This window comes from Sphingopyxis sp. BE235, from assembly GCF_031457175.1.
In the GTDB taxonomy this organism is placed as follows: Bacteria; Pseudomonadota; Alphaproteobacteria; order Sphingomonadales; family Sphingomonadaceae; genus Sphingopyxis.
This window is the reverse complement of record NZ_JAVDWC010000005.1, coordinates 143,133-156,841: the sequence shown is the minus strand read 5'-3', so window position 1 is coordinate 156,841 and position 13,709 is coordinate 143,133. Positions and strand designations below refer to the sequence as shown.

The following is a 13,709-nucleotide window of genomic DNA, read 5'->3' as shown; positions in this document are numbered from 1 at the left end:
TCGGTCACAGCGGGGTATTGTAAAGGAGCGGAGCATGTTTTCGGGTTCGATTCCCGCTTTGGTGACGCCATTTCGCGATGGGGCGTTCGACGCTCCGGCCTTCGCACGCCTTGTCGATTGGCAGATCAAAGAAGGGACCAGCGCGCTGGTTCCGTGCGGAACGACCGGCGAAAGCCCGACGCTCGGCTACGACGAACATTATCAGGTGATCGACAGCTGCATCGAGGCGGCGGCGGGACGCGTTCCCGTGATCGCGGGCTGCGGGTCGAACGACACCGCGACCGCCATACGGCATATGCGCCATGCGCAGGCGGCCGGCGCGACCGCGGCGCTGATCGTCGCGCCTTACTACAACCGGCCGAGCCAGGCCGGTATGATCGCGCATTTTCAGGCGCTCGCCGACGCGAGCGACCTGCCGATCGTCGTCTATAACGTCCCCAGCCGCACCGTCGCCGACATCAGCGCCGAGACGATGTGCAAGCTCGCCGAAATCCCGAGCGTCGTCGCAATCAAGGATGCGAGCGGCGATCTGGCGCGCGTGACCATCCACCGTGCGGGCGCCGGCACGGGCTTCTGTCAGCTTTCGGGCAACGACGATCTCTGGCTGCCGCACGCGGTGATGGGCGGCGCGGGCTGCATCTCGGTCACCGCCAATGTCGCGCCGCGTCTGTGTGCCGATTTCGCCGCCGCCGCCGCCGCGGGCGACTGGGCGCGCGCGCTGGTGCTGCACGACCGGCTGTTCGATCTGCACAAGGCGATGTTCTCCGACACCTCGCCGGGTCCGGTTAAATATGCGCTGTCGCGCATCCACGACTGGTTTTCGCCCGAAGTGCGCCTACCTATCATCGCGGCGAACGATGCTTCGCGCGCCGCCGTCGATGCCGCGCTGTCCGCGGCCGGAGTAATCTAGGTCCCGAAATGGCTCGTCCCCAGTCCGCCGCCGAATTCGACAAGAAGAAAGTCGTCGCCGAGAACCGGCGCGCGCGGTTCGACTTTGCCATCGACGAGGTGTTCGAGGCGGGGATTGCGTTGCAAGGAACCGAGGTCAAGTCGCTGCGCTTTGGCGAAGGGACGATTGCGGAGAGTTACGCCGAGGTAAAGGGGCACGAGGTATGGCTGGTGAACAGCAATATCCCCGAATTCAGCCACGGCAACCGGCACAATCATGAACCCAAGCGGCCGCGCAAGCTGTTGCTCAGCGGCCGCGAGATCAACAAGATGCACGCCGCGGTCGCGCGGCAGGGGATGACGCTTGTCCCGCTGTCCATCTATTTCAACAGCCGCGGCCGCGCCAAGGTCGAACTGGCGATCGCGAAGGGCAAGAAGGCGCACGACAAGCGGGAGTCGATAAAGGAACGCGACTGGAAGCGCGACAAGCAGCGGTTGATGAAGGACCGCGGATGAGCGGCAGCCCTCGCGACAAGGCGGCAGTGATGAACTGGATACGCCGCAACTCGCCGACGCGCGAGGAATTGCTCGCGAGCCGTTTCGTCAAGCCATTTGCCCATAGGGTCGCGCACAGCCATTTGTGGCGCTTCACCCGCACCTCGGTCCCGCGCGGCACCGCGCTCGGGCTGTTCGTCGGCATCTTCTTCCTGATTCCCGGGGTGCAGATATTGGGCGTGGCGCTGCTCGCGCTGCCCGTTCGTGCCAATATCCCGATCGGCGCGGCGATGACCTTCCTGTCGAACCCGGTGACGACGCCGTTCATCATCCTTGCGTCGGTGTGGCTCGGCGACTGGCTGTTCGGGCTCCATGCCAACAGCGCGACCTTTTCGGCGATGATCGAGCATGGCGCGTCGGCGGGCGAATGGGCGCGCTGGGTCTTTTCGGACGCTGCGCCCGCGATGCTCGCCGGACTGTTCGTCATTTCGCTGGTGTCGGCGATCATAGGCTATGTCTTGGCGTCGATCTTCTGGGACAATTGGATTCGCCTTCGCTGGCGGCGCAAACTAGCGCGGGCGCGCGACCAACGACATGAGGCATCGACCAGCGACACCGCGGCCGGTTGAACCCCCAAATAGCAAGCGTATAGCTGTCGCATCGCTAATCTGCGCCGTGCCAGCGCGGCGCGGATTTTCGCTTCATATCGAAAACTGGGGAATATCATGACTCTGCATATTTCTTCGCGCCTGATGGCGACCGCCGCGCTTGGCGCATTGATGCTCGCCGCCGTTCCGGCGACCGCCAAGGAAAAGGCCGCCACTGCGCCCGCCACCGAAACGACGGCAAAGCCCGAGATCGGCGATTTCGGTTTCGACCTCACCGGCATGGACAAGACCGTCCAGCCCGGCGACGACTTCTATGCCTATGCCAACGGCACCTGGGCGAAGAACGCACAGATCCCGGCCGACAAGTCGAACTATGGCATGTTCACCGCGCTCGCCGATCTGTCGCAGAAGCGCACGCGCGAAATCCTCGACGTCGCAAAGGGCGATCCGAACAGCATGATCGGCCGCGCTTACTCATCCTATCTCGATGCGTCCGCCGTCGAGGCGAAGGGCCTCGCGCCGATCCAGCCGTGGCTGACCAAGGTCCGCGCCGTCGACAAGGCGGGCCTCGCGAAGCTGCTGTCCGAGGCCGACCGCAGCGGCATCCAGCATTTCTTCGGCGGCTATGTCGGGCAGGACGACAAGAACCCCGACGTCTATATCTACACGATGTTCCAGGGCGGCATCGGCATGCCCGACCGCGATTTCTATCTGAAGGACGGCGAACGCAATACCAAGCTGCAGGCCGCCTATCTGAAGCACCTCGAAAATGTCCTGACGCTCGCGGGCGAAAAGGATGCGCCGGCGCGCGCCAAGGCGATCTATGATTTCGAAAAGCAGATCGCGACCGTCCACTGGGACAAGAACGACAGCAGCGACGCGACCAAAGTCTATAACAAGATGACGATCGCCGAGCTCGCGAAGGCGGCGCCGGGCTTCGACTGGCAGGCGTTCATCCGCGGCATCGGCGTCAATGAGGATTCGATCCTCGTGTCGCAGCCGAGCGCCTTCACCGGCGAGGCCAAGCTGCTCGCCGACGCGCCGATCGGCGTGATCCGCGACGCGCTGATCGTGCGCAGCCTCGACGGCTTCGCGGGCGCGCTGCCCGACGCGGTCGCGCAGGAGGCCTTCTCCTTCTACAGCACCGCGCTGTCGGGCACCCCGCAGATGCAGGAGCGCTGGAAGCGCGCGGTCGATTTCACCACCAACAATATGGGTGAGGCCGTCGGCCAGGATTATGTCGCGAAATATTTCCCGCCCGAAACCAAGGCGGCGATGGACGTGCTCGTCAAGAATGTGCTCGCCGCGCTCGACACGCGCATCGGCAAGCTGACGTGGATGCAGCCCGGGACGAAGGTGAAGGCGAAGAAGAAGCTCGCCAATTTCACCACCAAGATCGGCTACCCCGACCGCTGGAAGGATTATAGCAAGCTCGAAATCCGCGGCGACGACCTGTTCGGCAACCAGCTGCGCGCCAACCAGTTCGCGCACGACGACAATGTCAGCCGCCTCGGCGGGCCGATCCGCCGCTGGGAATGGGGGATGACCCCGATGGAGGTCAACGCCTACGCCAATTTCGGGATGAACGAGATCGTCTTCCCCGCCGCGATTCTGCAGCCGCCCTTCTTCGATCCGCACGCCGACGCGGCGGTCAATTATGGCGGCATCGGTGCGGTGATCGGCCACGAGATCAGCCATCACTTCGACGATCAGGGCGCGAAATATGACGAGACCGGCAAGCTCGCCGACTGGTGGACCCCCGCCGACGTCGCGGCGTTCGAGGCCGCGGGCAAGGCGCTGATCGCGCAGTACGACGCGTATGAAGTGCTTCCCGGCGAAAAGCTCGACGGCACCTTTACGCTCGGCGAGAATATCGGCGATCTCGCCGGCCTGACGATCGCCTATGACGCGTACAAGAAGTCGCTCGGCGGCAAGGAAGCGCCGGTGATCGACGGGCTGACCGGCGACCAGCGCTTCTTCCTCGGCTGGGCGCAGGTGTGGCGCCGCAACTATCGCGAGCAGAATCTGTCGCAGCGGATCACGACCGATCCGCATTCGCCCTCGATCCAGCGGACTTGGGTCTCGCGCAATCTTGACCCGTGGTATAAGGCCTATCAGATCAAGCAGGGTCAGAAGCTCTATCTCGAGCCGAAAGACCGCGTCCGCATCTGGTGATGCACCAATAGAAAGATAACCGTTGACCGCGCAAAGCCTGTCCTCCGCTGATGGTGATGTCATCAGGGGGGCGGGGCCCGCCGGGCCTTTATCGGCCCCCGCGGGCCTGTCGCCGGTCGACAAGGCAGTGCTCGGCGGGCTGGCTTTGCTGTCCGCCGCATTGCTGTTCTGGGCGACGCGCGATGCGATATTGGCAGTCGGTTTCCTCGCCGGGCTTGCGGTTGCCGCGGGCGGGGTGCTCCTCGCGCGCCGGCTGTTCCCGGCGGCGGTGACGGGCGAGGCGGTCGCGCCCGACTGGACGATGCTGCGTCAGGCGGTGAATCACGACGATGTCGCGATTGCGGTTACCGATCGCGGCGGCCGGATGGTCTGCGCGAACGATCTGTTCGGCACCTGGATGGGCGGCTTCGTCACGCCGCCCGGCCTGCCGCTTGAAGGGCGCGGCGCCGAACTGCTGAAAAATGCCGGCCGCATCGCCTGGCGCGACGGCGAAGGGTCCGTCGACGATATCGCGGTCGGCCCGCTGCAACTGCGCGCGCAGGTGACGCGCACGGGGCAGTCGGAGGATTATCTCGTCTGGCGCTTCTCGGCGATCGAGCGGCTCGACCTCGTTTCGGAAATCCTTCGCCATCTCGACGGTCCCGCAGGCCGCACGCTCGGCCATGCGGGGGTGATGGCCGCGCTCGTCAGCGCCGAGGGGCGGCTGCGCGTCGCGAACAAGGCATTCCTCCTCCGCGCGCTGGGCGAGGATGATGCGGTTCATTATGCCGGCCGCGATGTTGCGCCGATGATCCGGCTCGACGACGCCGGCGCGCTCTATTTCGCGCGCGAGGGCGATCGCGCGACGCCGGTACGCCTGATCCAGATTCCGCTCGCGCCCGCCGACAGCAACACGCCGATGCTGCTCGCGATGCTCGATGAGGAAATGGGCCCCACCGACCGCGGCACCGCGCAGACCTACGTCGAAACCCTGCTCTCGTTGCTCCCCTTTGGCCTCGCCATGGTCGATCGCGACGGGCGCTTTCTCTATGTGAACCGGGCATTCGTTCGGGCAGCTAATCTTCCCGAAGGCAAGATGCCGCGTTATCCGGGCGACATCGTCGTCGGTGAGGACAAGGGCGCGCTCGCCGATATGATCCGCCGTCACAGCAGCGGGCAGCAAGTCGGCGGTGACCTCTCGATCCGGCTCGCGGGGCAAAGCGGCGATCCGGTGTCGATGCGGATCGTGGGTGTGCGCGGACTGGGCGAGGCCGCGGTGCTGCTGAGCCTCAAGGATTCGAGCGAGGAATCGCGCCTGAAACAGCAGGTGGCGCAGGCGTCGAAGATGCAGGCGGTCGGGCAGCTCGCCGGCGGCGTCGCGCATGATTTCAACAATATCCTGACCGCCGTTCTCGGCGCGTGCGATCTGATGCTGATGCGCCATACGCCGGGCGACAGCGACTATGACGACATCCAGCAGATCCGCAGCAACGCCAATCGCGCCGCCAGCCTGACGCGGCAATTGCTCGCCTTCTCGCGGCAGCAGACGTTGCGCCCGCAGATCTTGCAACTGCCCGATGTGATTTCCGAAGTGTCGCATCTCTTGAAACGCCTGATCGGTGAGACGGTCCAACTGGCAGTGCATCACGGCCGCGGCCTTGGCGCGGTGCGCGCCGATCCGGGGCAGCTCGAGCAGGTGATCATCAATCTTGCGGTCAATGCGCGCGACGCGATGCCGGGCGGCGGGACGCTGACCATGGAAACCTATCCGGTGTCGGCCGCCGACGTCCGGCAGATGGGCAATGAATTCATGCCGCCCGCTGACTATTGCGCGTTGAAAGTCAGCGACACCGGCACCGGCATTCCCGCCGATGTGCTGCCCAAGATTTTCGAGCCTTTCTTTACGACGAAGGATGTCGGCAAGGGGACCGGGCTCGGGCTCTCGACCGTCTATGGGATCATCAAGCAATCGGCGGGCTATATCTTCGCCGAAAGCAAGCCGGGGCAGGGGACGAGCTTCTTTATCTATCTGCCCGTCCACCGTGCCGAGGGCGATGCCCCCGTCGTCGTGCCGCCGCCCGCCAAACCCAAGAAGAGCCAGTGGGGCACCGGAACGATCCTGCTCGTCGAGGATGAGGATATGGTGCGTGCGGTTGCGGAACGCGCATTGACCCGCGCGGGTTATAGCGTCGTCACCGCCTCGCAGGGCGAGGAGGGGCTTGAGCGTTTTGCGCAAATGGAGAAGGTCGATTTGATCATCAGCGACGTTGTGATGCCGACGATGGACGGTCCGGCGATGGTGCGCGCGATGCGTGCCAAGCGGCCCGACCTGCCGGTCTTGTTCATGTCGGGCTATGCCGAGGAGCAGCTCCGCCAGTCGATCGACATCGACGATGTCGCCTTCCTGCCGAAACCCTTTTCGGTCGCACAACTCGCCGAGGCGACGTCGGCGGCGCTCGACGAGGCTGCGCATCGGGTGTCCAATGGCCAGTAATAACCGCATCCTGCTCGTCGAGGACGATGTGCTGATCGGCATGATGCTCGCCGACATGTTCGACGCGCTCGACCTTCCCGAACCCGCGCAGGCGACAAGCAACGAAGAGGCGCTGGCGCTGATTGCGGCCGAGCCGCTGGCCGGCGCCCTCGTCGATATCAACCTCGGCGAGGAAAAAGGCTGGCCGGTCGCCGACGCGCTCGCCGAACGCGGCATTCCCTTTGCCTTCACCTCGGGGGGCGGCGACGTCATTCCGGCCGCGCACGCGCATCGCAAGCTGATCACCAAGCCGTTCCGGATCAGCGATATCGAGGCGGCACTGGACGAGTTTGGTTCTGATTGACCGTCGCCCCCGCGAAGGCGGGGGCCGCTGGCAACCTTGCGTAAAGTCGATTGCGGCTCCTGCCTTCGCGGCGACGACGAAAATAATTTGTTCCCCGCTTGTTCCATGAGAACAAATGTGGCACATAGTTCCGGCGTTGCGATGCTTCTGCTGTCGCTCTAGAGCTGGAAAGGACGGCAAATGGCCGGACAATTGTCACTCGTCGAATCGGGGAAATCAGTGAACAACACGGACAGGCAGAAGGCGCTCGACGCCGCGCTCGCGCAGATCGATCGCGCGTTCGGCAAGGGCTCGGTAATGAAATTGGGCTCGAAGGAAACGATGCAGGTCGAGTCGATCTCGACCGGCTCGCTCGGCCTCGATATCGCGCTCGGCGTCGGCGGCCTGCCGCGCGGCCGCGTCATCGAAATCTATGGCCCCGAAAGCTCGGGCAAGACGACGCTCGCGCTGCACACGCTCGCCGAAGCGCAGAAGGGCGGCGGCACCGTCGCCTTCGTCGACGCCGAACATGCGCTCGACCCCGTCTATGCCCGCAAGCTTGGCGTCAACATCGACGAACTCATCGTGTCGCAGCCCGACACGGGTGAACAGGCGCTCGAAATCGTCGACACGCTGGTGCGCTCGAACGCGATCGACGTGCTCGTCGTCGATTCGGTCGCCGCGCTCGTTCCGCGCGCCGAAATCGAAGGCGAAATGGGCGACAGCCACGTCGGGCTTCAGGCACGTTTGATGTCGCAGTCGCTGCGCAAGCTCACCGGTTCGATCAGCCGCTCGCGCTGCATGGTGATCTTCATCAACCAGCTGCGCATGAAAATCGGCGTGATGTACGGCAACCCCGAAACCACGACCGGCGGCAACGCGCTCAAATTCTACGCGTCGGTCCGTCTCGACATCCGCCGCACCGGCCAGATCAAGAATGGCGACGAGATCGTCGGCAACACCACGCGCGTGAAGGTCGTGAAGAACAAGGTCGCGCCGCCGTTCAAGCAGGTCGAATTCGACATCATGTACGGGCAGGGCATTTCGAAGATCGGCGAGATTCTCGATCTGGGCGTCAAGGCCGGCATCGTCGAGAAATCGGGCGCCTGGTTCAGCTATGATTCGATCCGCATCGGACAGGGCCGCGAAAATTCGAAAACCTTCCTCAAGGACAATCCCGAACTGATGGACCGGCTCGAAACCGCAATCCGCGGCCGGACCGAGGCGGTCGCCGAAGAAATGATGGCCGGCCCCGACGACGAGGGCGACGACGACAATTGATAGCCATCCGGCCGGTTCGCCTTTGGCGGGTCGGCCGGGGAAACGGCGGCGGGCCCCAATGCCCCTTGGACCTGTGTCCTCTCCCCACAGGTCGGCCCGCCTGCCGTTGATCCTTGCCTGATGACCGCAAGCGGGTACAACGCGCCATGCCCGCGATCCGCCTCTTCGGCCTTCCCACCGACATCAACAGCAGCTTCGAACGCGGCGCCGCCGCCGGCCCCGCCGCGATCCGCGCTGCGCTGTGGAGCGACCGCGGCAATATGGCGAGCGAGCTCGGCCCCGAGATCGGCCCCGACATCGCGCTCACCGACGACGGCGACCTCCCGCTGACTGAAGACACGCCGAGCGACGACGCCGCTATCCGTCGTTACATCGCGTATGTGCGCGAAGATGGAGAAGTTCCGCTCGCCCTCGGCGGCGACCATGCGGTGACCTTCCCGCTCGTCGAAGCCGCGGCAACCTGCTTCGGGCCGGTGACGATCCTCCACTTCGACGCGCACCCCGACCTCTACGACGATTTCGCGGGCAACCCGCGCAGCCACGCCTCGCCCTTTGCCCGCATCTGCGAGGCGGGCCACGCCAAGCGGCTGGTGCAGGTCGGCATCCGCACGCTCAACAATCATTGCCGCGAACAGGCGGCGCGCTTCGGGGTCGAGATTATCCCGATGGCCGGTTTTACCGCGGATACCGTGCCGGTGCTCGATGGACCGCTCTATATCTCGATCGATCTCGACGGGCTCGACCCGTCGGCGGCGCCCGGGGTCGCGCATCCCGAGCCGGGCGGGCTGACGGTACGGGAGATGCTTGCCGTATTACACAAGCAGACGGCGCCGATCGTCGGCGCCGATATCGTCGAACTTCATCCCGGCCGCGATATCGGCGATGTCACCGCGATCCTTGGCGCCAAGCTGGTGCGCGAACTGGCGGCGCTGATCGACCGCAACGGTACTTACAAGAATTGACCCTTTGAGGAGAGCGCCATGAGCCTGATCGTCCATCATCTGAACAACAGCCGCTCGCAGCGCATCCTGTGGCTGCTCGAGGAGATCGGTGCGCCGTACGAGATCCGATATTACGACCGTGATGCGGTGACCAACCTCGCCCCGCCCGAACTCATCGCGGTCCATCCGCTCGGCAAGTCTCCGGTGATCGAGGACGACGGCCGCGTCATCACCGAATCGGGCGCGATCACCGAATATTTGTGCGAGCGGCATGGCGGCGGCGCGCTGGTTCCCGAACGCGGCAGCGACGATCATATCAGCCACCTCGAATGGCTGCATTTCGCCGAAGGGTCGGCGATGACGCCGATCCTGCTGCGCATCTATACCGCCCGCCTTGGCGAAGCCGCCGCGCCGATCGAGCCGCGCATTTCGCAGCAGCTCGATTCGCATTTCGCCTATATGGAAAGCCGCGTCGGCGAAAATGGGCATTTCATCGGCGACAGCCTGTCGGCGGCCGACATCATGCTGAGCTTCCCCGCCGAAATCGCGATCATGCAGGGCATGGCGCCGCGCTATCCGAAGCTCGCGAGCTTTGTGAACGCGTGTCATGGCCGCCCCGCCTGGCAGCGCGCGCGCGAAAAGGGCGGCGCCTATTATGGCTATTGATCGCCGGGTGCGCCGCCACCGCCTGCTCGTGGCGGCCGCTTGGCTTCTCCCTATCCCAGCGGCACTTGCCGCGCCGCCGGTGGTTGCGCCCGAAGTCGAGCGCGAGGTTATCGCGCCCGAAGGCGTAACGTTCCAGCCCGTCCCGGCCGACGAGGAAGGCGCGATCGATCGGTTCGCCGCCTATACGATGGCGCTGGCGAAACGCGATTATGCGAGCGCCTATGCAATGCTGCGCCTGTCGTTCCAGGCGTCGAACCCGCGGCTCGAATGGGAAATGAACCAGCGCAAGCGTGCCGGGCTGTGGGCCGACGGCACGATCCGTATCTTGCGCCTCAGCTGGTATCTCGATCCCGCGGGCCAGCCCGCCGGGCTTTACGCGGCCTTCGATTTCCGCGGCGATCGCGCGGACAAGACGATGGATTGCGGTTATGTCGTCGTCCACCGCGCGACGCCGGTTGCGGGCTGGACGGTGGTGCGGACCGACACCTCCGAAGTGCCCGCCAACCTGATCGAAGACGGGGTTCCCAAGGCCGATGTGCTGCGCGAACTGCCCTGCTATCTGGGCAAGGGGATCGCGACCAACTTCTGACCGATTGGCCCGATGATCGTCATCGACACGAACCGGCTTGTCGCATCGCCGCAAAATCCCTAATTCGCGCGCATGACATCGACCAATGACATTCGCCGCTCGTTCCTCGACTATTTCGCGGGGACCGGCCACCATATCGAACCGTCGGCGCCGCTGGTGCCGTACAACGACCCGACGTTGATGTTCGTCAACGCCGGGATGGTGCCGTTCAAGAATGTCTTCACCGGGCTGGAAAAGCGTCCGTACAGCACTGCGGCGTCGTCGCAGAAATGCGTGCGCGCCGGCGGCAAGCATAATGACCTCGACAATGTCGGCTTCACCGCGCGGCACCATACCTTCTTTGAAATGCTGGGGAATTTCTCCTTCGGCGACTATTTCAAGGAACAGGCGATCCATCACGCTTGGTCGCTGGTCACCAAGACCTGGGGCCTTGCGCCCGAGCGGCTGACCGTCACCGTCTATCACACCGACGACGAGGCGTTTGACCTGTGGAAGAAGATCGCGGGCCTGCCGGAAGAGCGGATCATCCGCATCGCGACGAGCGACAATTTCTGGTCGATGGGCGACACGGGTCCGTGCGGGCCGTGCAGCGAAATCTTCTATGACCATGGCGACCATATCTGGGGCGGCCCCCCGGGATCGCCCGAGGAAGACGGCGACCGCTTCGTCGAAATCTGGAACCTGGTGTTCATGCAGTATGACCAGCGCGGTCCCGGCGACCGCGTCGACCTGCCGCGGCCGAGCATCGACACCGGCATGGGGTTGGAGCGCGTCGCCGCGGTGCTGCAGGGCGTCCACGACAATTATGACACCGACACGTTCAAGGCGCTGATCGCGGCGTCGGTCGACCTGACCGGCGTCCCCGCCGAGGGCGCGACGCAGGCAAGCCATCGCGTGATCGCCGATCACCTCCGCGCGTCGAGCTTCCTTGTCGCCGACGGCGTGCTGCCGTCGAACGAGGGGCGCGGTTATGTGCTGCGCCGGATCATGCGCCGCGCGATGCGTCACGCGCATCTGCTCGGCGCCAAGGATCCGCTGATGTACCGGCTGCTGCCGTCGCTGACCGCCGAGATGGGCGCCGCCTATCCCGAGCTGATCCGCGCGCAGCCGCTGATTGCCGAGACATTGGAGCGCGAGGAAACGAAGTTCCGTCAGACGCTCGACAAGGGATTGCGCCTGCTCGACGAGGCGACGGTCGGGATGTCCGCGGGCGCGACGCTGCCCGGCGATGTCGCGTTCAAGCTCTACGACACCTTCGGCTTTCCCTACGATCTGACCGAGGATGCGCTGCGCACGCAGGACATCGCGGTCGACCGCGCCGGGTTCGATGCCGCGATGGCGCAGCAGAAGGTGGCGGCGCGCGCGGCGTGGAAGGGCAGCGGGCAGAAGGCGTCGGAGGAAATCTGGTTCGACCTCGCCGAAGCCAATGGCAGCACCGAATTCACCGGCTATGGCGCCACCGCGGGCGAGGGCCAGGTGATTGCGCTGGTCAAGGATGGCGTGCCCGTCGACGAAGCCAAGGCCGGCGACGAACTGGTCGTTCTGACCAACCAGACGCCCTTTTATGGCGAGAGCGGCGGCCAGATGGGCGACGCGGGCACGCTCGCGACGCTCGAAGGCGCCAAGGCTTCGGTCAGCGACACCGGCAAACCGCTCGGACGGCTGCATGCGCATACGGCGAAGCTGGAGGCCGGCAGCCTGAAGGTCGGCGATACGGTCCAGTTGTCGGTTGATGCCGCGCGGCGCGACCGCATTCGCGCCAATCACAGCGCGACGCACCTTGTGCATGCCGCGCTGCGCAATCGGCTGGGCGGGCATGTCACGCAAAAGGGCAGCCTCGTCGCCGAGGATCGCTTCCGCTTCGACTTCTCGCACCCCAAGGCGCTGACGCCCGAGGAAATCGCCGACGTTGAAGCCGATGTGAACGCGCAAATCCGTGGCAACGAGGCGGTGACGACGCGACTGATGACCCCCGACGATGCTGTCGCGGCGGGCGCGCTGGCGCTGTTCGGCGAGAAATATGGCGACGAGGTGCGCGTGCTCAGCATGGGGGCGGCGGACGATCATAGCTATTCGGTCGAGCTGTGCGGCGGCACGCATGTGCGGGCGCTTGGCGACATCGCCTTGTTCAAGATCATCAGCGAGTCCGCGGTTTCGTCGGGCGTGCGGCGCATCGAGGCGCTGACCGGCGATGCCGCGCGCCAGTGGTTGAACGGCCGCGACGAGGCGCTCAAGGCGGCTGCGGCGGCGCTCAAGACCTCGCCCGACGATGTGCCGGCGCGTGTTGCGCAGCTCGCCGAGGCGCTCAAGAAGGCCGAGCGCGAACTGGCCGATGCGAAAAAGGCGCTCGCCCTTAGCGGTTCTGGGGGCGGCGGTGGCGGCGCGGCGGCTGGTCCCGCGGTCGAGCAGGTCGGCGATACGGCGTTCCTGGCGCAGGTTGTCGACGGGCTCGATCCGAAGGACCTGCGCGGCACGGTCGACGGGCTGAAGAAGCAGGTCGGCAGTGGCGTCGCGATGCTGGTCGCGGTCAACGACGGGCGCGCTTCGGTCGCGGTTGGTGTGACCGACGACAAGACGGGCAGCCTCAGCGCCGTCGACCTCGTCAAGGCCGCGGTTGCGGCGCTTGGCGGGCAGGGCGGCGGCGGGCGGCCCGACATGGCGCAGGGCGGCGGACCCGACGGCGGCGCAGCGAACGACGCCGTCGCGGCGGTCAAAGCCGCGCTCGCTTGAAACCGACCAAGAAGACGCGGCGCATCGATCATGCCGAACGGCTGATCGCCGCGCCGCTGGTCGATGTCTTTTCGGCGTTCACGAGCGCGGCGAAGCTCGCGATATGGTTGCCGCCCGAGGGGGCGACAGGGACGTTCGAGCACGTCGACCTGCGCGCAGGCGGCGGCTTTTTGATGCGGCTGACCTTTGACGACGCCGATGTCGAGACCAAGAGCGACGACGATAGCGACGTTGTGGAAGTCTATATTCCGACACTCGACGACGGGCGGTTGGTGGTGTGGCAGGTCGAATTCGAGTCCGACGATCCGCGCTTTTCGGGGACGATGGAGATGCACTGGTATCTGTCGCGGCAGAGCGGCGGCACGCTGGTCACGATCGACGCGCATCATGTGCCGCCGGGGATTTCGGCGAAGGATCATGTCGAGGGGTTGAATAGCTCGCTGGCGAATTTGGCGGGGGTGGTGGAAGCGGTTAAGTAACTCCCCGTTTCCGCTCGCATCGAGCGAAGTCGAGATGCCCGTCAGTACGGCGCCACCCCGAT

Annotated in this window: 12 protein-coding genes; all 12 read left to right on the top strand. The window is 65.2% G+C overall.

Going from position 1 to position 13,709, the window contains the following annotated elements; translation table 11 throughout:
• The first annotated feature begins 34 nt into the window (after nucleotides 1-34).
• The 12 genes from dapA (at nucleotide 35) to J2X38_RS19195 (ending at nucleotide 13,647) form a co-directional block, all read left to right on the top strand.
• Nucleotides 35-910 (top strand): 4-hydroxy-tetrahydrodipicolinate synthase, encoded by an 876-nt coding sequence (gene dapA / locus J2X38_RS19250; RefSeq protein WP_310256385.1) that lies wholly within the window; start codon nucleotides 35-37, stop codon nucleotides 908-910.
• A gap of 8 nt (nucleotides 911-918) precedes the next feature.
• Nucleotides 919-1,404 carry an SsrA-binding protein SmpB gene (smpB, locus tag J2X38_RS19245; protein WP_058536096.1) on the top strand — a complete coding sequence of 162 codons (486 nt, stop codon included), beginning with the start codon at nucleotides 919-921 and terminating at the stop codon, nucleotides 1,402-1,404.
• Nucleotides 1,401-2,012: a DUF2062 domain-containing protein gene (locus J2X38_RS19240; protein ID WP_156419572.1), complete on the top strand. Its 612-nt coding sequence runs from the start codon at nucleotides 1,401-1,403 to the stop codon at nucleotides 2,010-2,012. Before smpB ends, J2X38_RS19240 begins: the two co-directional genes overlap by 4 nt.
• 96 nt (nucleotides 2,013-2,108) lie before the next feature.
• Complete coding sequence (locus J2X38_RS19235; protein WP_310256380.1) at nucleotides 2,109-4,166, top strand: M13-type metalloendopeptidase; 2,058 nt, start codon at nucleotides 2,109-2,111, stop codon at nucleotides 4,164-4,166.
• Nucleotides 4,167-4,272: 106 nt separating this feature from the next.
• The gene (locus J2X38_RS19230) at nucleotides 4,273-6,639 is read left to right on the top strand and encodes a response regulator (protein ID WP_058536492.1); all 2,367 of its coding nucleotides are present in this window, start codon (nucleotides 4,273-4,275) and stop codon (nucleotides 6,637-6,639) included.
• A complete protein-coding gene (locus tag J2X38_RS19225) occupies nucleotides 6,629-6,982 on the top strand; it encodes a response regulator (RefSeq protein WP_058536097.1) in 354 nt (117 codons plus the stop codon). The genes J2X38_RS19230 and J2X38_RS19225 overlap by 11 nt, the downstream gene beginning before the upstream one ends.
• A gap of 180 nt (nucleotides 6,983-7,162) precedes the next feature.
• Nucleotides 7,163-8,242 carry a recombinase RecA gene (gene recA, locus J2X38_RS19220; RefSeq protein ID WP_058536098.1) on the top strand — a complete coding sequence of 360 codons (1,080 nt, stop codon included), beginning with the start codon at nucleotides 7,163-7,165 and terminating at the stop codon, nucleotides 8,240-8,242.
• Nucleotides 8,243-8,388: 146 nt separating this feature from the next.
• A complete protein-coding gene (gene speB, locus J2X38_RS19215; protein ID WP_310256376.1) occupies nucleotides 8,389-9,204 on the top strand; it encodes an agmatinase in 816 nt (271 codons plus the stop codon).
• Between the two features lie 18 nt (nucleotides 9,205-9,222).
• On the top strand, nucleotides 9,223-9,849 hold the full coding sequence (locus tag J2X38_RS19210) for a glutathione S-transferase (RefSeq protein WP_310256374.1): 627 nt from the start codon (nucleotides 9,223-9,225) through the stop codon (nucleotides 9,847-9,849).
• Complete coding sequence (locus tag J2X38_RS19205; RefSeq protein WP_310256372.1) at nucleotides 9,839-10,438, top strand: hypothetical protein; 600 nt, start codon at nucleotides 9,839-9,841, stop codon at nucleotides 10,436-10,438. Before J2X38_RS19210 ends, J2X38_RS19205 begins: the two co-directional genes overlap by 11 nt.
• 72 nt (nucleotides 10,439-10,510) lie before the next feature.
• Nucleotides 10,511-13,168, top strand: a complete 2,658-nt coding sequence (alaS, locus tag J2X38_RS19200) for an alanine--tRNA ligase (protein ID WP_310256370.1) — start codon at nucleotides 10,511-10,513, stop codon at nucleotides 13,166-13,168.
• Nucleotides 13,165-13,647: an SRPBCC domain-containing protein gene (locus J2X38_RS19195; protein WP_310256368.1), complete on the top strand. Its 483-nt coding sequence runs from the start codon at nucleotides 13,165-13,167 to the stop codon at nucleotides 13,645-13,647. The genes alaS and J2X38_RS19195 overlap by 4 nt, the downstream gene beginning before the upstream one ends.
• Nucleotides 13,648-13,709: the final 62 nt, after the last annotated feature.

Coding starts and splice junctions, on each gene's coding strand:
- dapA (WP_310256385.1), top strand. CDS start 35: ATGTTTTCGGGTTCGATTCCCGCTTTGGTGACGCCATTTCGCGATGGG.
- J2X38_RS19240 (WP_156419572.1), top strand. CDS start 1,401: ATGAGCGGCAGCCCTCGCGACAAGGCGGCAGTGATGAACTGGATACGC.
- J2X38_RS19225 (WP_058536097.1), top strand. CDS start 6,629: ATGGCCAGTAATAACCGCATCCTGCTCGTCGAGGACGATGTGCTGATC.
- alaS (WP_310256370.1), top strand. CDS start 10,511: ATGACATCGACCAATGACATTCGCCGCTCGTTCCTCGACTATTTCGCG.
- J2X38_RS19205 (WP_310256372.1), top strand. CDS start 9,839: ATGGCTATTGATCGCCGGGTGCGCCGCCACCGCCTGCTCGTGGCGGCC.
- J2X38_RS19210 (WP_310256374.1), top strand. CDS start 9,223: ATGAGCCTGATCGTCCATCATCTGAACAACAGCCGCTCGCAGCGCATC.
- speB (WP_310256376.1), top strand. CDS start 8,389: ATGCCCGCGATCCGCCTCTTCGGCCTTCCCACCGACATCAACAGCAGC.
- smpB (WP_058536096.1), top strand. CDS start 919: ATGGCTCGTCCCCAGTCCGCCGCCGAATTCGACAAGAAGAAAGTCGTC.
- recA (WP_058536098.1), top strand. CDS start 7,163: ATGGCCGGACAATTGTCACTCGTCGAATCGGGGAAATCAGTGAACAAC.
- J2X38_RS19235 (WP_310256380.1), top strand. CDS start 2,109: ATGACTCTGCATATTTCTTCGCGCCTGATGGCGACCGCCGCGCTTGGC.